The 20,616-nt window shown below is 68.2% G+C and carries 15 protein-coding genes and 1 rRNA gene; 6 read left to right on the top strand and 10 right to left on the bottom strand.

Annotation, left to right across the window (positions count from 1 at the left end):
- The first annotated feature begins 14 nt into the window (after nucleotides 1-14).
- Nucleotides 15-2,063: an ATP-dependent DNA helicase gene (locus ACIA75_RS07355; RefSeq protein ID WP_397101076.1), complete on the top strand. Its 2,049-nt coding sequence runs from the start codon at nucleotides 15-17 to the stop codon at nucleotides 2,061-2,063.
- Between the two features lie 103 nt (nucleotides 2,064-2,166).
- On the opposite strand, the gene ACIA75_RS07350 is transcribed toward ACIA75_RS07355, so the two are convergent.
- The 3 genes from ACIA75_RS07350 to glgP all read right to left on the bottom strand — a co-directional run bounded on the left by ACIA75_RS07350 (nucleotide 2,167) and on the right by glgP (nucleotide 6,945).
- Nucleotides 2,167-2,703 (bottom strand): DoxX family protein, encoded by a 537-nt coding sequence (locus ACIA75_RS07350; RefSeq protein WP_397101074.1) that lies wholly within the window; start codon nucleotides 2,701-2,703, stop codon nucleotides 2,167-2,169.
- Between the two features lie 98 nt (nucleotides 2,704-2,801).
- Nucleotides 2,802-4,163, bottom strand: a complete 1,362-nt coding sequence (locus tag ACIA75_RS07345; RefSeq protein ID WP_397101072.1) for an NCS2 family permease — start codon at nucleotides 4,161-4,163, stop codon at nucleotides 2,802-2,804.
- 241 nt (nucleotides 4,164-4,404) lie between these two features.
- Nucleotides 4,405-6,945, bottom strand: a complete 2,541-nt coding sequence (gene glgP / locus ACIA75_RS07340) for an alpha-glucan family phosphorylase (RefSeq protein ID WP_397101070.1) — start codon at nucleotides 6,943-6,945, stop codon at nucleotides 4,405-4,407.
- A 449-nt stretch (nucleotides 6,946-7,394) separates the two neighbouring features.
- Between glgP and ACIA75_RS07335 the strand changes: the two genes are divergently transcribed.
- The 3 genes from ACIA75_RS07335 to glgB all read left to right on the top strand — a co-directional run bounded on the left by ACIA75_RS07335 (nucleotide 7,395) and on the right by glgB (nucleotide 13,405).
- Nucleotides 7,395-9,071, top strand: coding sequence for an ABC-F family ATP-binding cassette domain-containing protein (locus tag ACIA75_RS07335; protein ID WP_397103399.1), 1,677 nt, complete (start codon nucleotides 7,395-7,397; stop codon nucleotides 9,069-9,071).
- Nucleotides 9,072-9,237: 166 nt separating this feature from the next.
- Nucleotides 9,238-11,241 carry a maltotransferase domain-containing protein gene (locus tag ACIA75_RS07330; protein WP_397101068.1) on the top strand — a complete coding sequence of 668 codons (2,004 nt, stop codon included), beginning with the start codon at nucleotides 9,238-9,240 and terminating at the stop codon, nucleotides 11,239-11,241.
- Nucleotides 11,201-13,405 carry a 1,4-alpha-glucan branching protein GlgB gene (gene glgB / locus ACIA75_RS07325; protein ID WP_397101066.1) on the top strand — a complete coding sequence of 735 codons (2,205 nt, stop codon included), beginning with the start codon at nucleotides 11,201-11,203 and terminating at the stop codon, nucleotides 13,403-13,405. Before ACIA75_RS07330 ends, glgB begins: the two co-directional genes overlap by 41 nt.
- Nucleotides 13,406-13,477: 72 nt before the next feature.
- On the opposite strand, the gene ACIA75_RS07320 is transcribed toward glgB, so the two are convergent.
- From ACIA75_RS07320 to ACIA75_RS07310, 3 genes are all read right to left on the bottom strand, one after another.
- A complete protein-coding gene (locus ACIA75_RS07320; RefSeq protein WP_397101064.1) occupies nucleotides 13,478-14,326 on the bottom strand; it encodes a tetratricopeptide repeat protein in 849 nt (282 codons plus the stop codon).
- Nucleotides 14,327-14,387: 61 nt separating this feature from the next.
- On the bottom strand, nucleotides 14,388-14,756 hold the full coding sequence (locus ACIA75_RS07315) for a DUF3817 domain-containing protein (protein ID WP_397101062.1): 369 nt from the start codon (nucleotides 14,754-14,756) through the stop codon (nucleotides 14,388-14,390).
- A gap of 69 nt (nucleotides 14,757-14,825) precedes the next feature.
- Nucleotides 14,826-16,004 (bottom strand): acetyl-CoA C-acetyltransferase, encoded by a 1,179-nt coding sequence (locus ACIA75_RS07310; protein ID WP_397101060.1) that lies wholly within the window; start codon nucleotides 16,002-16,004, stop codon nucleotides 14,826-14,828.
- A 384-nt stretch (nucleotides 16,005-16,388) separates the two neighbouring features.
- Between ACIA75_RS07310 and mce the strand changes: the two genes are divergently transcribed.
- On the top strand, nucleotides 16,389-16,862 hold the full coding sequence (mce, locus tag ACIA75_RS07305) for a methylmalonyl-CoA epimerase (protein WP_397101058.1): 474 nt from the start codon (nucleotides 16,389-16,391) through the stop codon (nucleotides 16,860-16,862).
- Nucleotides 16,863-16,948: 86 nt separating this feature from the next.
- Complete coding sequence (locus tag ACIA75_RS07300) at nucleotides 16,949-17,965, top strand: hypothetical protein (RefSeq protein ID WP_397101056.1); 1,017 nt, start codon at nucleotides 16,949-16,951, stop codon at nucleotides 17,963-17,965.
- A gap of 410 nt (nucleotides 17,966-18,375) precedes the next feature.
- Here ACIA75_RS07300 and ACIA75_RS07295 read toward each other — a convergent pair whose 3' ends face one another.
- From ACIA75_RS07295 to rrf, 4 genes are all read right to left on the bottom strand, one after another.
- Nucleotides 18,376-18,681: an ATP/GTP-binding protein gene (locus ACIA75_RS07295; RefSeq protein WP_397101054.1), complete on the bottom strand. Its 306-nt coding sequence runs from the start codon at nucleotides 18,679-18,681 to the stop codon at nucleotides 18,376-18,378.
- Between the two features lie 10 nt (nucleotides 18,682-18,691).
- Nucleotides 18,692-19,378 (bottom strand): endonuclease NucS, encoded by a 687-nt coding sequence (gene nucS, locus ACIA75_RS07290; RefSeq protein WP_397101052.1) that lies wholly within the window; start codon nucleotides 19,376-19,378, stop codon nucleotides 18,692-18,694.
- Between the two features lie 104 nt (nucleotides 19,379-19,482).
- Entirely contained in the window at nucleotides 19,483-20,055 is a 573-nt protein-coding gene (locus tag ACIA75_RS07285) for a hypothetical protein (RefSeq protein WP_397101051.1), read from the bottom strand.
- 475 nt (nucleotides 20,056-20,530) lie between these two features.
- Nucleotides 20,531-20,616: ribosomal RNA gene (gene rrf / locus ACIA75_RS07280) — 5S ribosomal RNA — on the bottom strand; the annotation flags it as partial.

The following is a 20,616-nucleotide window of genomic DNA, read 5'->3' as shown; positions in this document are numbered from 1 at the left end:
AGTAGGCTGCCCGAGTGCCCGAACTCCCACCCGTATCGACCCTGCTGGCGACCGCCGTATCCGAGCTCGGCGGCAAGGAGCGCCCCGGGCAGATGACCATGGTGGCCGCGGTGGACAACGCCATCGAGACCAAGCAGCATCTCGCGGTGCAGGCGGGTACGGGCACCGGCAAATCCCTCGCCTATCTGGTGCCCAGCCTGCGGCACGCGGTACGCACCGGGCGCACGGTGGTCGTCTCCACCGCCACCATCGCCCTGCAACGGCAGCTGGTGGACCGGGATCTGCCCCGGCTCGCCGCGGCCCTGGCGAAGCCGCTCGGGCGCACACCCGAGTTCGCGATCCTCAAGGGGCGCAACAACTATCTGTGCCTGAACAAGATAAACAGCGCGATCCCGGACGAGCCCGCCGAAGCGGAACTGTTCGATGCCTTCGCGGTCTCACGGCTCGGCCGGGAGGTCAAACGACTCAACGAATGGGCCTCCGATACCGAGACCGGCGACCGCGACGAACTCGCCCCGGGGGTCAGTGACCGCGCGTGGCGGCAGGTGAGTGTGTCGTCGCGGGAATGCCTGGGCAAATCCCGGTGCCCGTTCGGCCAGGACTGTTTCGCCGAACGCGCCCGCGCCGAATCCGCGCAGGCCGATGTGGTCGTCACCAATCACGCCCTGCTGGCCATCGATGCCATCAGCGGTATCCAGGTCCTGCCGGAACACGATGTGGTGGTCGTGGACGAGGCGCACGAACTGGTCGACCGGGTCACCGGTGTGGCCACCGCCGAACTGTCGGCCACGGCGATCAGCGCCGCCGCCCGGCGCTGCGCCAAACTCGTGGACGAGCAGGAGGTCGACCGGCTGGAGGCCGCGGCCGAGGCCTGGCACGCCGCCCTCGAGGATCTCGGCCCGAGCCGCTGGGAGGCACTGCCCAGCGGGATCGGTCAGGTCCTGGCGCTGATCCGGGACGCCGCCTGGAACGCGCGCACCGCCCTCAACCCGCAGGGCTCGAGCGCCCCCGGCTCCGATCCGGAGGCTGTCGCCGGACGGAATATGGCGGTAGCCGCCGTCGAGGAGATCCACGACAGCGCCGTGCGCGCCCTCACCGCCTTCGACGAACCCGATCCCGCGGCCCGCCGTGACGTGGTGTGGCTATCGGCCGACGAGATCCGCGGTGTCACCCGCCGCACCCTGCGTATGGCGCCGCTGGCCGTCGGCGGGCTGTTGCGCAGCCAGTTGTTCGGCACGGCGACGGTCGTCCTGACCTCGGCGACCCTGCAGATCGGCGGTTCGTTCGACGGTCTTGCCCGCACCTGGGGCCTGCCGCCGCAGTCGGGCGGTAAGGCCGACCCGGCCCTGGCGAACGGCGCGGAAGCCCCGACCGATACCGATACTGTGCGCTGGACCTCCCTGGACGTCGGCTCACCGTTCGACCATGCGAAATCCGGGATTCTCTACGTCGCCAAACACCTGCCGGCCCCCGGGCGGGACGGTCTGCCTCCGGCCTATCTCGACGAGATCGAGCGGCTGGTATCGGCCGCCGGTGGACGGACACTGGGGCTTTTCTCCTCCATGCGGGCCGCGAAGGCCGCCACGGAAGCGCTGCGTTCCCGGCTGACAACGCCGATCCTGTGCCAGGGTGAGGATTCCACCGGGGCACTGGTCCGCAAATTCGCCGACGACCCGGAGACCTCCTTGTTCGGCACGCTGTCCCTCTGGCAGGGCGTGGACGTCCCGGGCCCGTCCCTGAGCCTGGTGATCCTGGACCGTATCCCCTTCCCCCGCCCCGACGACCCACTGCTGGCAGCCCGGCAACGCGCCGTCGAATCCCACGGCGGCAACGGCTTTCTCACCGTGGCCGCCAGCCATGCCGCTCTCCTGCTGGCCCAGGGAACCGGCCGGCTGCTGCGCAGCGTGGACGACCGCGGCGTGGTCGCCATCCTCGACCCCCGCCTGGCCACCGCCCGCTACGGCGGCTACCTGCGCGCGTCCCTGCCCCCGTACTGGGAAACCGCCGACCCGGAGATAGTGCTGAAGGCCCTGCACCGCCTCGACGCCGCAGCAGCGGTCTGACCCACGCGCCCACCGGCACCACCGAACTCGGCAAGGACCCGTGGGTTTCGGCCCCACACTCGATCGAATACGCCCAGCGGTGGTGCCGGAGGCGCGCCCGGAATTACAGCACGCCTTTGAATATCAGTGTGATCACCGCGGCGACGACCGCGGCACCCACCGAGATCAGACCCCAGGTCAGGCCGCTGCGTGCCCATGGACGACCGGAATCCACCGCGAGCCGTCCAGGCCCGGTGAAGGCGATCACCAGCGCGACCACGGCGAAGAGCAGACCCATCTCGTAGCCGCCGAGCAGTCCCTTACTGAAACCCGTGTTGACAATGACGATTCCGGTGCCCAGGACGATCGCCGCGGCCAGCGGGGTGAACGCGCCGAGGGCCAGCAGCACCCCGCCGACGAATTCGCTGAGGCCGGCCGCAGTGCCGAACAGGTCGCCGGGGTTGAAGCCCATCTTCTCGAACCCGGCATTGTTGGCGTCCAGACCCTCGCCGCCGAACCAGCCGAACAGTTTCTGGGCGCCGTGGGCGGCGAACAGCAGACCGAACACCACCCGCAGGATCAGGAGTCCGATATCGGTGGACAGGGTCGGTTCTCTGGTCGTGGCGTTGTCGGTGCGGTCCAGTGTCGAGCCGGCAGTCATCGGAACCCCTCATCTTCGGCAGATAGTTAGCCAGGGAAACAAACGGACCGAAGTCCGATTTCCTTGGCTAGGTTATCCTAACCTTATTGGGGCGCAAGCTACTCCGCGAGCAGGAAGAAATATCCGAGGAACACCAGCGTCAGCACCCACATCACCGGATGCACCTCCCGGAACCGCCCCCGGGCCACCATCACCACCGGATAGAAGATCATCCCCATGGCCAGGCCGTTCGCGATCGAATAGGTCAGCGGCATCATGACAATCGTGATGAACGCCGGCACCGCGAACTCCAGCCGGCTCCAGTCGATATCGCCCAGCGACCGGGCCATCAGCACCCCGACCACGATCAGCGCCGCCGCCGTCACCGCTCCCGACCCCGCCACCACCGCGAAGATCGGAAAGAAGAACATGGCCACCGCAAACCAGGCGGCCGTCACCACCGCGGTGAGCCCGGTCCGGCCGCCGGCCGAGACACCGGCCGTCGATTCCACATAGGCCGTAGTGGTCGACGTACCGATCACCGCACCGGCCATGGTGCCCACCGCGTCCGCCGACAGCGCGCTCGACGCCCGCGGCAACTCACCCTTGTCGTTCAGCAGACCCGCCTGGTTCGCGACCCCGATCAACGTCCCCGACGCATCGAAGAAATCGACGAACAGCATGGTCAGCACCACCACCGCCATCTGCGCGGTGAACGCGTCGGGGAGATGGATCACCGCCTGGCCGAAGGTCTGATCCAGCCCCTGCGGGATAGCGGCCACCCCGTCCGGAATGTCCACCAGCCCGGTGATCATGCCGAGAACCGCTGTCGCGACGATGCCGTACAGCACCGCCCCGTGCCAGCCGCGCACCAGGAAAACAACGGTGAGGATGAGCCCGAACAAGGCGAGCGCCGTGGTGCCCTGAGTGAAATCACCGAGCCCGACCAGGGTCGCCGGATCGTCCACGACGATCCCGGCATTCTTGAGCCCGAGGAACGCCACAAAGGTCCCCACGCCCGCCGCGACCGCCAGCTTCAGCTGCAGCGGAATCGCGTTGAGGATCTTCTCGCGGATCTTGGTGATCGCCAGGACGAAGAAGATCACACCGGACAGCAGGGTCCCCGACAAGGCGACCTGCCACGGGATCCCCATCCCCAGCACCACCGAATAGGCGAAGAACGCGTTCAACCCCATACCGGGCGCGAGCGCGATCGGATACCGCGCCCACAAACCCATCACCAGCGAGCCCACCACCGCCGCCACCGCGGTCGCGGTGAACACCGCCTGCGTGGGAATGCCCTGCGCCCCGAGATCACCCTGGTCGCCGAGGATCGACGGATTGACCGCGAGCACGTAGCACATCGCCAGGAACGTCACCGTCCCCGCCATCAGCTCACGTCGCACGGTCGACCCGTGGACTCCGATCCCGAAGAAGGTATCGACCCGTCCGCGGGTCCGGGTCAGTAGACCTGTGGCCATGAGGCCCTCCAGTCGCTCAGCGTGGTCTCTCCGTCCGGGCGCCGGTCACGTGCGAGCGGAGTCGAACGAACCACGGCAACACCCGCCGGTATCTGCGGCCGAGCACACCGTGACCGGCAGCTTCCACCCCGCGGGCAACCCCGCGACCTGGTGGAACGCAACGCCGGTCAGCGCCAGTGGAACGGTATCGGAAAGTTGTTACGAACCGTAGTCACCGCTCCCTGACGACCTCCCCCGCCCCTCAAGCGTTGGCGACCAGGCCCAGCTCGGCATTCGACGCCAGGAGGTCGTGGGCGGGTAGCACCCGGACCGTGTAACCGACCGCACCCGACAGCGAGACCGGCGTTTCGACCGTGAACACCTCCAGCCCGCCGTCCGGGTTTTCCCGGCCGGCCGGCGACATCGTGACCGTGGTGATGTCGGTGAGGTCGTTCTCGGGTGAGACCCGGCCCAGCACCGCTTGGACCACCACGTCCCGCGGTTCGAGACCGCTCAGATCCACTCGCGCGGTGAGCGACAGCGGGGCGCCGAGGACCGGGGTGTCCGGCAGACCGGCCGCGTCCACCTGCACCACCCGTACCCCGGGCCAGGCCTGCGTCACCCGGTTCCGGTAGTCCGCGATTTCCCGCGCCGCCCGCAGATCCGACTCGGTCGCCTGCCGGCCCGCGGCGGCGGCCGGGGCGTAGTACCGCTGTGCGTAGTCGCGGACCATGCGGTCCGCCTGCACCTTCGGCCCGAGCGTGCACAGCGTGTGCCGCACCATCTCGAGCCAGCGCACCGGCAGGCCGCGCGCGTCGCGGTCGTAGAACCGGGGTGCGACGGTCCGCTCCATCAGCTCGTAGAGTGCGGTGGCCTCCAGGTCGTCGCGCCGGTCGTCGTCGGTGACCCCGTCCGCGGTCGGGATCGTCCAGCCGTTCTCGCCGTCGAACATCTCGTCCCACCAGCCGTCCGGGATGGACAGGTTCAGGCCGCCGTTGAGCGCCGATTTCATGCCGGAAGTGCCGCACGCTTCCAGCGGCCGCAACGGATTGTTCAGCCACACATCACAACCCCAGTAGAGGTACCGGGCCATGGACATGTCGTAATCGGGCAGGAAGACGATGCGGTGCCGCACCGACGGATCGTCGGCGAACCGCACCACCTGCTGGATCAGTGCCTTGCCACCTTCGTCCGCTGGATGACTCTTACCGGCCACCACCAGCTGCGCCGGGCGGTCCGGGTCCAGCAGTAGGTCGCGTAATCGCTGCGGATCGCGCAACATCAGCGTCAGCCGCTTGTAGGTGGGAACGCGGCGCGCGAAGCCGACGGTCAGCACAGCCGGATCGAAAACCGAATCCACCCAGTTCAATTCGGCCGCGACGGCACCGCGTTGCCGCCAGGACTCGTGGAGTCGCCGGCGCACCTCCCCGACCAGCGTCGCACGGAGAGTGTTGCGGATATCCCACAACCGCTCAGGATCCAGGTCGCGCAAGGTTTCCCAGTCACCCGAACCGTCCGTGGTATCGAGCACCTCGCCCCACTCCCGGGCGGCCCAGGTAGGCGCGTGGACACCGTTGGTCACCGATCCGATCGGCACCTCCGTGGGATCGAATCCCGGCCACAGCGGGTTGAACATGCTCCGGCTCACGGCACCGTGCAGCTGCGACACCCCGTTGGCGCGCTGGGCGAGCCGTAACCCCATATGCGCCATATTGAACAACGCCGGATCGGCTTCCCGGCCCATCGCGACAATCCGGTCCACCCCGATACCGGGCAGCAGCGGCGAATCCGATTCGCCCGCCGCCCCACCGAAATACCGGTGTATCAGCGAGACCGGGAACCGGTCGATACCGGCCGGCACCGGCGTGTGGGTGGTGAAGACGGTCGCGGCCCGCACCGCGGCCAGCGCGGTATCGAAATCGTGCCCGGCGGCGAGGTATTCGCGAATCCGCTCGAGACCGAGGAAACCCGCGTGGCCCTCGTTCATATGGAAGACCTCCGGATCCGGGAGCCCGGCGGCCGCCGTATAGGCCCGCACCGCCCGCACCCCCCCGATCCCGGCGAGGATCTCCTGTTTGATCCGGTGGTCCTGATCGCCGCCGTAGAGCCGATCGGTCACCGCCCGCAGATCGGGGTCGTTACCCGCGATATCCGAATCCAGCAGCAGCAGCGGCACGCGGCCGACCTGCGCGATCCACACCCGCGCGGCCAGCACCCGCCGATCCGGCATCGCCACATGCACCAGCACCGGCGAGCCGTCCGCGGTCAGCAACCGCAGCGGCAGCCCCTGCGGGTCCAGCGCGGGATATCGTTCGGCCTGCCAGCCGTCGGCGGTCAGCGACTGCCGGAAGTAGCCGGATCGGTACAGCAACCCCACCCCGATCAACGGCACACCGAGATCGGAGGCGGACTTCAGATGGTCCCCGGCCAGGATCCCGAGCCCGCCGGAGTAGTTCGGCAGCACCTCGGTGACCCCGAACTCCATCGAGAAGTACGCGACCCCCCGCACCCCGAAATCGGCGCCGGGCCGATCCAGGTAGGCCCGCAGGTCGGCGGCCGCGGCGTCCAGTTGCGCGCAATATCCGGGGTCGGCCGCGAGCTCGGCCATCCGGGCGGGCGGCACCTCCCCCAGCATCCGCACGGGATCGTGCCCGATCTCCGCCCACCGCCCGCGGTCCAGCGCGGCGAACACATCCTGCGTCGGACTGTGCCACGACCAGCGCAGATTGGTCGACAGCTCGCCCAGCGCGGCCAAACGCTCCGGCAAATGGGCGCGGACGGTGAACCGACGCAGTGCCTTCATGCTGTGTTATTTTGCGCCGCCTGCGGCGGCGCGGGTTTTGGCCCCCCTTGGGCCCTGCTTTCAGCCCTCGAGACTCGCGGCTGCGCCGCATGCGCTTCGAGGGCTGAAAGCAGGGCCGGGCCAAAACCTCCAAGGGCCTCGTAAGACTGGGCGCCGCCGCTGGGCGCGTCAGGTTCGATCGGGGTTACTCGAGGCGCAGTGCTCGAAATCTCGTTGTCCCGGGGAGAGCGGTTCCGTTAGGGTTGCCGACGTGTTTGCAGGTTCTGTGTCGATGAAGCCCTGGTCGCGCCGCTGACGGCGGCGACCGGAATTCCGACTCTTCTCCGAAGCCGCCGTCCGAGCGTCGTGCCGGGCGGTGTTCTGCGCTGTCCCGGCTCCATTCCTCGAGCTGCGGAGCTTCAGTGCCTGATTTTCGTACCATTTCCGATTCTCACCCGGCCCACAGTGGCCTGACCTCCTCCGACCTCCATCGGGACTCGTCGTCCACCGATCGGCTGCCGGCCGGCGCGCACGCGCACATCCGGGCCACCTCTGTCCACGTGACCCTCGGTTCGCGACCCGTTCTGGCGGATGTCTCCGTCACGGTGTCCGCCCGTTCCCGGCTCGCGATCGTCGGGGAGAACGGGCGCGGTAAAACCACCCTGCTGCACGTACTAGCGGGGCTGCGGCAACCCGACAGCGGCACCGTCGGCCGGATCGGCACGATCGGTGTGGCACAGCAGGCCATACCGTTCCGCGCGGGCGAGACCGTCGGCACCCTGATCGCCGAATCCATCGAACCGGCCCTGCGGGCCCTGCGGGACCTGGACTCCGCGTCCGTCGCGCTCGCGGCCGGCGCACCCGGAGCCGACGACGCCTACGCCGCCGCGCTGGATGCCGCCACCCGGCTCGACGCCTGGGATGCCGAACGCCGGGTCGATATCGCGCTGGCGGCCCTGCACGCGTGTACGGACCGAGAACGCACGCTGGAGACGCTGTCCGTGGGGCAACGCCATCGGGTCCGGCTGGCGTGCCTGCTCGGTGCCACCCAGGACATCCTGCTGTTGGACGAGCCGACCAACCACCTCGACCGGGACGGGCTGGATTTCCTCACCGGGCGCCTGCGTTCCCGCTCCGGCGGACTGGTTGTCGTCAGTCACGATCGCGCGCTGCTGCGTGCGGTCGCCGACGAATTCCTCGATCTGGACCCCAGCGAGGACGGGCGGCCACAGCTCTTCGCCGGCGGATACGCCGGCTGGCAGGAGGGCCGGCGCCGCGCCCGGGAACAGTGGGAGAACGACTACGCGGATCAGCTGGCCGAGCATGCGCGCCTGCGCGAAGCCGTCGCGCACGCCCGCGACCGGCTCAGCACCGGCTGGCGGCCGGACAAGGGACACGGGAAGCATCAGCGGCAGTCCCGGACGCCGGGCCTCGTACAGGCATTCAACCGGCGCCGGGCCGAACTCGACGCACATACCGTCACCGTGCCGGAACCGCCGCTGCGGCTGCGTTTCCCCGACCTCGCTGTCCGCCCGGGCACCCCGCTGCTCCGCTGCGATGACATCACGGTCACGGGACGGCTGGATTCCCCGGTCGCACTCTCCCTCGACGCGGGCGAACGGCTCCTGGTCACCGGGCACAACGGTGCGGGTAAGTCGACCCTGCTGGCGGTGCTGGCCGGGGAGCTGGAACCCTCCACCGGCAGCGTTCACCACCACGGCGCCGCTCGTATCGTCCGCATCGACCAGGAGGTCCCCGCCTGGGAGCCGGAGCCGACCGCGCAGGAACTCTACGACCGGCATGTGCGCAGCCTCGCCCTGCACAGCGATATCGCCCCGGTACCGCTGGCATCGATGGGCCTGCTGGAGAAGGAGTCGTATCGAACGCCCGTCGGGCGGCTCTCGCAGGGTCAGCAGCGCCGGCTGTATCTCGCCCTGCAGTTGTCGGCCCGCCCCATGGTGCTGCTCTGCGACGAACCCACGAACCACCTGTCCGTATCGCTGGTGGACGATCTCACCGCCGCCCTGTCGGAGACACCGGCCGCCGTCGTCGTCGCCACCCACGACCGGCAGATGCTCGCCGATCTGTCGCACTGGCCCCATCTCCCCCTGGCATCCGGGATCCGGGCCGACCATGGTCACGGGTAATCAAGGGGGTGGCCGGCCCCCCGGGCTCGGTCGCCCGCCTGGCCACTGATGTCCGTATACCCCGCCGGCCCCGATGATCCGTGGTCGGGGAAGCCGGCGGGCCCCTGCGAAGACACAGCACCCCCGGCCCCCCGGCTTCGGAAGCGACGCCAATACTGTTGTCGGGATGACCGGCCGCATCGCCATCGATGACACCGCCCCGCACATCCCCGGAGGGTATCCGGCGAAGGCGGTGGTCGGCGAGGTGTTCCCGGTGCGGGCCGTGGTGTGGCGGGACGGCCACGGAGCGGTCGGCGCGACCCTGGCGATCCGCGCGCCGGGGTCGTCCCGGTCGACCCGGGTCCCGATGACACCCGACTACCAGCCCGATGTGTTCAACGGGATCTTCACACCCAGTACCCCCGGCCTGTGGCACTACCGCGTCGAAGGCTGGGCCGATTCCCTCGCGACGTGGCGGTCGGCGGTGGAGGCCAAACTGGCGGTCGGGCAGAGCGCGGTCGATCTGGCCAACGATCTGGAGTCCGGCGCCCGGTTGTTCGACCGGGCGGCGCAAGCGGTGGGCAAGAAACAGTTCGAGCGGCTGCGGGCGGTGGCGGCCGCCCTGCGCGGAGCCGACCCGCTGCCCGCGCGGGTCGCTCCGGCGTTCACCGAGGAGATCGCGGAGGTCCTGCGCGACAGCCCGCTGCGGGATCTGGTCACCCGCGGGCCGCAGTATTCGGTGCTGGTCGAGCGCCCGCGTGCCCTCGCCGGCGCCTGGTACGAGTTCTTCCCCCGCTCGACCGGTGGTCGCGATTCCGACGGCAACCCGGTGCACGGCACCTTCGCGACCGCGGCCGCCGCTCTGCCACGTATCGCGGCGATGGGTTTCGACGTCGTCTATCTGCCGCCGATCCATCCGATCGGCCGGGTGAACCGCAAAGGCCGTAACAACGCGCTGACCGCCGGTCCGGACGATGTCGGGTCACCGTGGGCGATCGGATCGGCCGACGGCGGGCACGACGCGTTCCATCCGCAACTCGGCACCGAAGCCGATTTCTCCGCGTTCGTACGCGCCGCGGCCGATCTCGGGCTCGAGGTCGCCCTGGACTTCGCCCTGCAGTGCGCGCCCGACCACCCCTGGGTCACCGCGCATCCCGAATGGTTCACGACCCTGCCCGACGGCACGATCGCCTATGCCGAGAATCCACCGAAGAAATACCAGGACATCTACCCGCTCGATTTCGACAACGACCCCGACGGCCTGTACGCCGAGGTGCTGCGGGTGGTGCGGTACTGGATCGGCTTGGGGGTGAAGATCTTCCGCGTCGACAATCCGCACACCAAACCGGCCGACTTCTGGGAATGGCTGATCGCCGCGGTCCGCCGGACCGACCCGGAGGTGGTGTTGCTGTCCGAGGCGTTCACCTATCCGGCCCGCCTGTACGGTCTGGCCCGGCGTGGATTCAGCCAGTCCTACACCTATTTCACCTGGCGCACCCACAAGCACGAGCTGACCGAATTCGGGCACGAACTGGCCGCCAAGGCCGACGAGGCACGACCCAACCTGTTCGTGAACACCCCGGATATCCTGCACGAAAGCCTGCAGCACGGCGGCCCGGGCATGTTCGCCGTGCGCGCGGTACTCGCCGCCACCCTCGCTCCGAGCTGGGGCGTCTACTCCGGTTTCGAACTGTACGAGCACCAGGCCGTGCGACCGGGCAGCGAGGAATACCTGGACTCGGAGAAATACGAGCTGCGCCCCCGGCCCTTCGCCGCGGCCCGCGCCCGCGGCGAATCGCTGGAGCCGTGGCTGACCAGGCTCAACGACATCCGCCGCCGGCATCCCGCACTGCGCCAGCTGCGCTGCCTGCATTTCCATCACATCGACAACGACAACCTGCTGGCGTATTCGAAGATCGACCCGGCGACCGGGGACGCCGTCCTGGTCGTGGTGAACCTCAACCCGTTCACCGCCGAACAGGGCATGCTCTCGCTGGACCTGCCCGCCATCGGCCGGGAATGGCACGACCATCCGGTGGTCCACGACGAGATCAGCGGCGAGCAGTACCACTGGGCCCAGACGAACTACATCCGCCTCGACCCGGCCCGCGCGGTCGCCCATGTGATCGCCCTGCCCCCGGTTCCGCATCATGCCCGCGCCGGACTGGCCTACCGGCGGTCCTTCCGGTGAGGTCGCGGTGAACCGGCGGGATCTGCTGCTGCTGGCCGCGGGCAACCATCCCGACCCGCATACGGTTCTCGGCGCCCACCCCGGTCCGGACGGTACGGCCGTCCGGGTCCTGCGGCCGGAGGCGGAATCGGTCGCGATTCTCGTGGGCGAGGCGCAACACCGGCTGGACGCGCTGGGCCACGGGGTTTTCGCCGCCACCCTCCCGTACCCCGAGCTGCTGGATTACCGCGTCGTCACCACCTACCCGCATCATCCCGCCACGGTGCTCGCGGACGGCTACCGCCACCTGCCGACTCTCGGCGAGCTCGATCTGCATCTGATCGGAGAGGGCCGCCATCAGCGGTTGTGGGAGGTACTCGGCGCGCATGCGCGGCGCTATCCGGGCCTGGACGGCGAGGTCACCGGGGTGTCGTTCGCGGTGTGGGCGCCGAATGCCCGCGGTGTCACCGTTTTCGGCGATTTCGACCATTGGCAAGGCGGCACCTGGCCGATGCGTGCCCTCGGCCGGTCCGGCGTCTGGGAGGTCTTCGTCCCCGGCGCCGCTCCCGGCGACCGCTACAAATACCGCGTGCACGGCGCCGACGGCCGGATCGCCGATCACGCCGACCCACTCGCCTTCGCCACCGAACTACCCCCGGCCACCGCCTCCGTCGTCGCCGAGAGCCACCACCAGTGGACCGACCAGCACTGGCTCACCACCCGCACCCACACGGACCCGGCGCGCGCACCTCTCAGCATCTTCGAGGTCCATCTCGCGTCCTGGCAGCCGGGCCTGTCCTATCGCGAACTCGCCGGACAACTCAGCGAGTACGTGCGCCGCCTCGGTTTCACCCATGTGGAACTCCTCCCGATCGCCGAGCATCCGTTCGGCGGCTCCTGGGGTTATCAGGTCACCTCCTATTACGCTCCGACCGCACGGTTCGGCAGCCCGGACGATTTCCGCGCCTTCGTCGACCACCTGCATGCCGACGGTATCGGCGTCATCCTCGACTGGGTGCCCGCCCATTTCCCCCGCGACGCCTGGGCCCTGGCCCGGTTCGACGGCACCCCCCTCTACGAGCACCCCGACCCCCGCCACGGCGAACAACCCGCCTGGGGCACCTACGTTTTCGACTACGGCCGCCCGGAGGTCCGCAATTTCCTGGTCGCCAACGCCCGCTACTGGATCGAAGAATTCCATATCGACGGACTCCGGGTCGACGCGGTCGCCGCGATGCTCTACCTCGACTACGGCCGTCCCGACGGCGGCTGGGAACCGAATATCCACGGCGGCCGCGAGAACCTGGAGGCGGTCGCCTTCCTCACCGAATTGAACAACAGCCTGCACGACTCGTATCCGGGGGTGCTGACCGTCGCCGAGGAATCCACCACCTGGCCCGGCGTCACCCGCGCCACCGAGGTGGGCGGCCTGGGTTTCGGCATGAAATGGAATATGGGCTGGATGCACGACACGCTGAGCTATCTGGGCCGCGACCCGGTGCACCGCAGCTGGCACCACAACGAGATCACCTTCTCGCTCATGTACGCGTGGAGTGAGAACTACCTGCTGCCCATCAGCCACGACGAGGTCGTGCACGGGAAAGGGACCCTGTGGACCCGGATGCCGGGCGACGAGTTCGCCAAGGCGGGGGGCGTCCGGGCGCTACTCGCCTATATGTGGGCCCACCCCGGCAAACAGCTGCTGTTCATGGGCCAGGAATTCGGTCACTACCGCGAATGGTGGCACGACCACGGCCTCGACTGGCACGAGCTGGACAACCCGCTGCACCGCGGAGTCCAGCTCCTGGTCGCCGACCTCAATCGCGTCTACCGCGCGCATCCGGCTCTGTGGAGCCAGGACACCACCCCCGGCGGCCACTCCTGGATCACCAGCGACGACCGGGAATCCAACGTGCTGGCCTTCCTGCGCCACGCCGCCGACGGCAGCACCGTCGCCTGTGTCTGCAACTTCTCCGGCAGCACGTACACCGACTACCGGATCGGCCTGCCCCTGGCGGGCGACTGGCTCGAGATCCTGAACACCGACGCACTCGAATACGGCGGAACCGGCGCGGGAAACCTCGGCGTCGTCCACGCCGATCCCACGGCACTGCACGACCGGCCCGCGTCCGCCGCGCTCACGCTCGGCCCGCTCAGCGTCCTCTGGCTGACCCCACGCCCCTGAGATGTTCCGCCACCGCAGCCCAGCGCCTCGCCAGGGCGACCGTCCGCTGCTCAGCAGCGGGCGGTCGGCGGCTCAGTAGAGGGCGGTGGCCAGTTTGCGGCGGGCCGCGACGACGAACGGTTCGGCCTGGTCGAACAACTCGAACAGTTCCACCAACCGGGTGCGCACGGTCGCGCGCTCGTCACCGGCGGTGCGGCTGATCAGTCCGATCAATCGGTCGAACGCCGCCTCGGGTCGCTGCTGGAACATCTCCACATCGGCGGCATCCAGCGCGGCCGCCACATTCGCCGGATCCGCGTCGGCGGTCGCGATGGCGGTTTCCGGCACCTCCTGGGCCCGGACCAGGAACTTCAGCTGCCGCAGCGCGGCTTTGGCCTCGATATTGCCGGGTTCCTGGGACACGATCGCCTCGTAGGCCGATTCCGCGCCCGCGAGATCGCCCTGGTCGAGCAGCGCCTCGGCCGCCGCGAACCGCGGGTCGACGGGCGGTTCGGCCGGGGCGTCCGGGGCTCCCTCGAGCTTGCCCTCCACGGCCTGCACCACGGCGGCCAGCCACTGCCGGACCTGGGTCTCGGGCTGCCCACCCTGGAAATCGGCCAGCGGCTGACCGCCCGCGACGGCGATCACAGTCGGGATGCCCTGCACGCCGAACGCCTGCGCGATCCGCATATTGCTCTCGGCTTCGACGGCGGCCAGATCCCAGGCGCCGTTCGCCTCGCCCAGGAGCCGTTCCAGCAGCTGTACGAGTTCGATACTGCCGGGGCTGCGCTGCGAATACAGCACCACCACAACGGGCACCTGGGCGGAGCGGCGCAGGACCTTGGTCTCGAAATCCGCCTCGGTGACCGTGTGGTCACCGACGTCGGCCGCCGCACCCGCGGGCGGCTGTTTCAGGGCGGACAGATCGACCGCCCCGGACATGGCGGCGGCTGCGGCTGGTGAAGGACGGCGAGATGCTGGTCGAGTCACAGGTTCCAGTCTGTCACGACGAGGCGGCGAGAGTCTTCGGGGACTCGGTGCTGCCGGACGCACCCGACTCATCGAATTTGCCGGTGCGCACGGCCCACACCTCGAACAGAACCGTGAAGAACGGCGGGATGCTGGACAGCAGCGCCAGCACGGTGGTCTTCCAGTTCCATTCGAACTCGCGCGAGGTCAGCAGAGCAACCAGGACGAAGATGACGAAGATCGTCCCGTGCACCGGCCCGAAGATCTTCACGCCGATTTCGTTGCCGTTCTCGGGTAGGTACTTGAAGGCCATTCCGATCAGCAGCCCCAACCAGGAAACAGCCTCGAGCACGGCGAAGAAACGGAACCTGCCGGCAGTGGTGCCCAGACCAAGAAAGTTCATGGGCACCATTCTGCCTCAGCCACTACACGCCGTCGTAGTCGAACCGGTCACACCGGTCATACCGGACGCTCAGACCCGGACGATCAGCGCATCACCCTGACCGCCGCCACCGCACAGCGCGGCCGCGCCGACCCCGCCACCGCGACGCTTCAGTTCCAGCGCCAGATGCAGCACGATCCGCGCACCCGACATCCCGAGCGGATGCCCGATGGCGATGGCGCCACCGTTGACATTGACCTTCTCCGGATCGATGCCCAGCGCGCGGGTCGAGGCGATACCCACCGCCGCGAACGCTTCGTTGATCTCCACCAGATCCAGATCGGCCGGCGCGATCCCCTCTTTGGCGCACGCCTTCGCGATGGCATTCGCCGGCTGATCCTGCAGCGTCGAATCCGGGCCGGCCACCATACCGGCGGCGCCGATCTCGGCGATCCAGCTCAACCCGAGCTCCTGCGCCTTGGTCTTGCTCATCACCACCACCGCGGCGGCCCCGTCGGAGATCTGCGACGCCGAACCGGCGGTGATGGTGCCGTCCTTGCTGAACGAAGGCCGCAACGTCGACAGCGACTCCGCGGTGGTGTCGGCGCGAATGCCCTCGTCCTGCCGGAACAGCACCGGGTCGCCCTTACGCTGCGGCACCTCGACCGGTACCACCTCGTCATCGAAGACCCCGTTCTTCCACGCGGCGGCGGCCCGCTGATGCGAGGCCGCGGCAAAAGCATCCTGGTCGGCCCGGGCGATCGGATCCTTGTCGTTGCGCTGTTCGGTGAGCGCACCCATCGCCTGATCGGTGAAGATATCGTGCAGGCCGTCGTAGGCCATATGGTCGCGCAGCGTCACATCGCCGTACTTGAAACCCGTCCGGCTCTTTTCGAGCATATGCGGGGCACGGCTCATCGACTCCTGACCACCGGCCACCACGATCTCGTGTTCACCGGCCCGGATGAGCTGATCCGCCAGGGCGATGGCATTGATACCGGACAGGCACACCTTGTTCAGGGTCAGCGCCGGAACATCCATCGGGATACCGCCGGCGACGGCGGCCTGCCGGGCCGGGATCTGCCCCGCGCCCGCGGTGAGCACCTGGCCCATGATCACGTAGTCGACCTGGTCGCCGCGGACACCGGCCTTCTCCAGCGCGGCGGCGATCGCGAACCCGCCGAGATCCGATCCGCTGAAATCCTTCAGACCGCCCAGCAGCCGGCCGACCGGGGTACGGGCACCGGCAACGATCACGGAGTTGGTCACGACGAGCCTCCTGTATCTCGACGGCGCCTCCGGCGCCGCGGGTCGGGGCCCTGGTGACCCCGGTCTTCACTCCCGCCGGCCGGTCGCTGCGCCCCCTCCCGCTGATCGCTCCGGATCAGCCGAGCCTCGACCACCGGGGTGATCGGTCCGGAAGCATTCGCGAACAACTCCCGGCCGGCCCGGCCCGGCTTCGGCGAACCGACCTCGGCGCGCTGCCGGAAGCAGCGCACCTGCGGACGACTCCACGGTAACCTGCGGGCGCCCGGGAGTAGTCCACAGGGATGCACATATCACTGGTGACGATTTGACGGCAGCCGCCCTCGGTCAACCTGGAACCGGGCGGGTAGATACCGGCGTCACACCGGAACGCGCTACGTTCGAAGGGTGAGCACCGCTACCCCGTCATCAGAATTCATCCCCGCCGACTACGTCGTCGCAGTCGATCACGTCGGCATCGCCGTGCCCGATCTGGACGTGGCCGTCGCCTGGTACGCCGAAACGCTCGGCCTGGTCGAAACCCACCGCGAGGTCAACGAGGAACAGGGCGTTCAGGAAGCGATGCTGTCCGCTCCCGCCGCCGAGGACGATTCGACTGCTCTGCAGTTGCTGGCTCCGCTCGACGAGACCTCCACGATCGCGAAGTTCATCGATCGCAGCGGCCCCGGCCTGCAGCAACTGGCTTTCCGGGTCACCGATATCGAGGCCGTTTCCGCATATCTGCGCGATCGCGGGATCCGGTTGCTGTACGAGGCGCCGCGCCGCGGAACCGCCGATTCGCGAATCAATTTCGTCCATCCGAAGGATGCTGGCGGTGTGCTGGTCGAGTTACTCGAACCTGATCCGAATGTTACGCACTAGTATCGTAATCGGACCGTTAGGAGTACCTCCGATAACATTCCCGGTCGACTCACCATGCGCCGGTCTCAGGCTGTAGTTTGTTGGCCATGTCGTCACCCGAGTCCGATCGCAATCGCTTCGTTGCGCTGCCCTTCACCGTCGTGCGCAAGGGTTATGCGCAAGACGAGGTACGTAACTATTTCGACCGTTTCGATGCCGAGTTGCGGGTTACCGCCACCGACCGCGATGCCGCTGCCGCCCAGGCCCGCAACCTCGCCAGTCAGCTGGAGGATGCCCGCGACGAAATCGACGAGCTCCGTAAGGAAGTCGACCGGCTGTCCGTCCCGCCGACCACTGCGGAAGGGATGAGCGACCGCATCTCCCGGATGCTGCGACTGGCTTCCGACGAGGCCTCCGAGGTCCGCGCACTCGCACAGGCCGAGGCCGCGGAGATGGTCTCCATCGCCGAACAGCAGGCCACGGAGATGCGCGGTAAGTACGAATCGCTGCTCGCCGAGACCAAAGAGAAGCGCGAAGCTCTCGAAATCGAATACGAGCAGACCGTCGCCAACGCGCGTACCGAATCCGCCAAGATCATCGAAGCCGCCCAGGCCGATTCCGAGCGCCTGGCCAAGGAGTCCGACGCCAAGCGCAAGGCGACTCAGCAGGACTTCGAGGTCACCATGGCGGAGCGGCGCACCAAGCTGACCCGCGCGATGGAGGAGCTCGAGGCCACCAGCCGCGCCGAGGCCGCCCAGCGCATCAAGGACGCCACCGACGAGGCCAACCGCCTCATCACCTCCGCCACCCAGACCTCCGAGCGCAAGATCGCGCACGCCAAGGAACTGGCCGAGGAGATGCGCGTCCTGCGTGGCCGGGTGCTCGCCCAGCTGCTCGGCATCCGCGGCCAGCTCGATTCGGTGCCCGCCATGCTGGCCGCCGTCAACCGGGAAAGCGAGCTGCTCGACGGGGTGCCCGAACAGTCGCGTAAATCCATCGGCAGTGGGCAGAACAAGTCGGTATCCGGCCGCAACAATCAGAAGGCGATCCCCGAGGTGAACGCCGACGACGAGTCGGAAGATATCGTCGACGAAGAACGCGAAAACGCCGACATCAGCAACTAGAGCTCCCTCAGAGCTGCTGTCGGAACGTGTACGGCGACACGACAAATCACTCCGAAGGCCGCCCCCACCGGGGCGGCCTTCCTCATGTCGACCGCCCCGGCCCGCCAAGGCCGGCGGGCCTCGCCCCGGCCGACGCCTCCACATTCACCGGCGTCTCGCCACTGACTCCCCGGCTTCCCAGCCAACTCCCCACCGTCTGTACCAACCGCGTCAGAGCGCCCCGCCGTTGCGATTCGGCGCTCGGCGAACCGGCGACCTCCGGGCACGGCGCCGCGGACGACACTGTCGCGAGCCGACCCGTTGACCCTTCGCGCACGACCCCCCGATCGGTTCGGCCGCACCGTTCCGCGGTCGGCAACGATGCTTCCGCATCGCACCCGTCAGCACACCGCAGGTCCAGGCGATAACCGCTAGGACCAGCGCCGGGTGATCCCCCTGGTTCCCCGTCCGTTCCAGCAGCCCCGATGCCAATGCCGGCGGTCGGTTTCACCGCTGCCGACCGGCCAGGCCACAACATGCGCCACTCCCGGCACGATCTCGTGATCGCAGCCCGGGCAGCGGTACCGCTTCACCGCTCGCGCCCCGGGCACCGTCCGCACAACGTATTCGTCACCGTCGGGCCCGGCCTCGGTCCGGCGGTACACGTCCCCCAGGCCCGTGCCCAACTGCTGCGGCTGCGCTCCGTAGCGCTCGCTGCGCGGTTTCCGTCGTGGCATAGCTTCCAGCTTAGAAGAGCCGGAATTCGTTGCTCTCGGTCCCACGGAGGGCGTTGTAATCCAGGGTGAGGCAGCGGATCCCGCGGTCCTCCGCGAGCGTCCGCGCCTGCGGTTTGATCTGCTGCGCCGCGAACACGCCGGCCACCGGCGTGAGCAGCGGGTCCCGGTTCAGCAACTCGAGGTACCGCGTCAGCTGTTCCACCCCGTCGATCTCACCCCGCCGTTTGATCTCCACCGCGACCGTCTGCCCGGTCGCGTCCCGGCACAGCAGGTCGACCGGGCCGATCGCGGTCATGTACTCCCGCCGGATCAGACTGAACCCCGCACCGAGCGTTTCCACATGCTCGGCCAGCAACTCCTGCAGATGCGCCTCCACCCCGTCCTTCACCAGCCCCGGATCCACGCCGAGTTCATGACTGGAATCGTGCTCGATCTCCTCGATACTGATCCGCAGCTCCTCCCCCGCCTTGTTGCTCACCACCCACAGCGCTTTCAACTGCCCCGCCGCGGCATCGGGTTCCCGTTCCTCGACCCAGCACGGCGGACTCATCCAGTTCAGCGGCTTATAGGACCCCCCATCGGAATGCACCAGCACCGACCCGTCCGCCTTGAGCATCAGCAGCCGGCGAGCCATCGGCAGATGAGCGGTCAACCGCCCCACATAGTCGACCTGGCAACGAGCAATCACGAGTCGCATCCGGCAGAGTCTAGGCCCTTTCGGTACGGGCTCCGGAACGGCGCCTCGACCGAACCGGGCGAACAAGCCGGAACAGGCTCAGCGACGCCGGTTATCGGCGGCGGTCATTCGATGTACCCAAAGCAGTAGACGACACGGTTCGTTTTGTCGGCGTGGTGATAGCCCCCGAGATAGGACGGCCGCTCACCTTCGAACGCCGGTTCGCATACAGCTACATCCGTAGCTCCCCGCACCTCCCGGTCGAACCGGGCAGACCGGTCGCCACACGATGGTGCATATGTGTACTCGAGAATCCCGCTGTGCTCGTAGCAACGACCGGGCTGCAGATTCGGTACCGTACAAACCCTCGCCGAGTGCTGCTCCCCGTAATGGTCATCGGTGATGTGGATCGACCCCACATCACCGATCTCGCACTGGAGATCGCTGTTGTATCCCCCTTCTTCCAAGTTGGATTCGACGACCTTCCAGGTGGCCGTGGGGTCCGCACAATCCAGGACACGAACGGGATCATCGCCCTCGTCGACCTCTATGAACAGAGCACTGGTGGCCGCCACGCAGTCACCGACAGCCGGATATTCCATCGGCCCGGAGGCACGTTTACGCTGCTCCACCCAGAAGTACGCGCCCACCGCCACACCGAACGTCAGGCCGAGCACTATCACCACTGCGATCACCACTCTGGCAACGGAGATGGGTCGCTGCGGCCGGGGGTTCATAGGCGGCCCGGCCGGATAACCTCCGTATCCGGGCGGCCCGGCATATCCGCCGAATCCAGGACCCCCGTGCGGAACATTCGATGCCGCACCATATGGATGAGCCACGGAGCCCCCTTCCCCGGCGCCGGACCACTGCGGTCGACGCCCGAACAGTGAACCACCGGTGCACAGTCCGGTGGAAGCGTGATCAAAGAGAAGATACCGCAGCCGAATCCGGAGGCCGTCCCACTCTCCGTCAAAGGTGCGCGACCGCTCCGGACCTTCCCGGCCACGGCCGCAGTCCCCGCGGTGTCTACACGCTGCAGAGTATGAGCAACGCCTTGGCGGAGACAGTGCCCGACCGGCCCCCGCTCTGGCCCTAGCGGCCACGAGGTCGGCATGCACCCCGAAAAGCACTCTAGGGGCCCACAAATGTGGGCCCCTAGAGGGAATTATGTTCCGGCGGTGTCCTACTCTCCCACACCCTGTCGAGTGCAGTACCATCGGCGCTGGCAGGCTTAGCTTCCGGGTTCGGAATGGGAC

Origin of the sequence: Nocardia sp. NPDC051750, assembly GCF_044453135.1 — a bacterium.
GTDB lineage: Bacteria > Actinomycetota > Actinomycetes > Mycobacteriales > Mycobacteriaceae > Nocardia.
Note: the sequence above shows the minus strand (reverse complement) of the source record. Positions and strands in the feature narration are given on the sequence as shown.

Excerpts from the sequence above, each read along its gene's own strand:
- ACIA75_RS07350 (WP_397101074.1), bottom strand. The coding sequence starts at position 2,703 with ATGACTGCCGGCTCGACACTGGACCGCACCGACAACGCCACGACCAGA.
- ACIA75_RS07345 (WP_397101072.1), bottom strand. The coding sequence starts at position 4,163 with ATGGCCACAGGTCTACTGACCCGGACCCGCGGACGGGTCGATACCTTC.
- glgP (WP_397101070.1), bottom strand. The coding sequence starts at position 6,945 with ATGAAGGCACTGCGTCGGTTCACCGTCCGCGCCCATTTGCCGGAGCGT.
- ACIA75_RS07330 (WP_397101068.1), top strand. The coding sequence starts at position 9,238 with ATGACCGGCCGCATCGCCATCGATGACACCGCCCCGCACATCCCCGGA.
- glgB (WP_397101066.1), top strand. The coding sequence starts at position 11,201 with ATGCCCGCGCCGGACTGGCCTACCGGCGGTCCTTCCGGTGAGGTCGCG.
- ACIA75_RS07320 (WP_397101064.1), bottom strand. The coding sequence starts at position 14,326 with ATGTCCGGGGCGGTCGATCTGTCCGCCCTGAAACAGCCGCCCGCGGGT.
- ACIA75_RS07315 (WP_397101062.1), bottom strand. The coding sequence starts at position 14,756 with ATGAACTTTCTTGGTCTGGGCACCACTGCCGGCAGGTTCCGTTTCTTC.
- ACIA75_RS07300 (WP_397101056.1), top strand. The coding sequence starts at position 16,949 with ATGTCGTCACCCGAGTCCGATCGCAATCGCTTCGTTGCGCTGCCCTTC.
- ACIA75_RS07295 (WP_397101054.1), bottom strand. The coding sequence starts at position 18,681 with ATGCCACGACGGAAACCGCGCAGCGAGCGCTACGGAGCGCAGCCGCAG.
- nucS (WP_397101052.1), bottom strand. The coding sequence starts at position 19,378 with ATGCGACTCGTGATTGCTCGTTGCCAGGTCGACTATGTGGGGCGGTTG.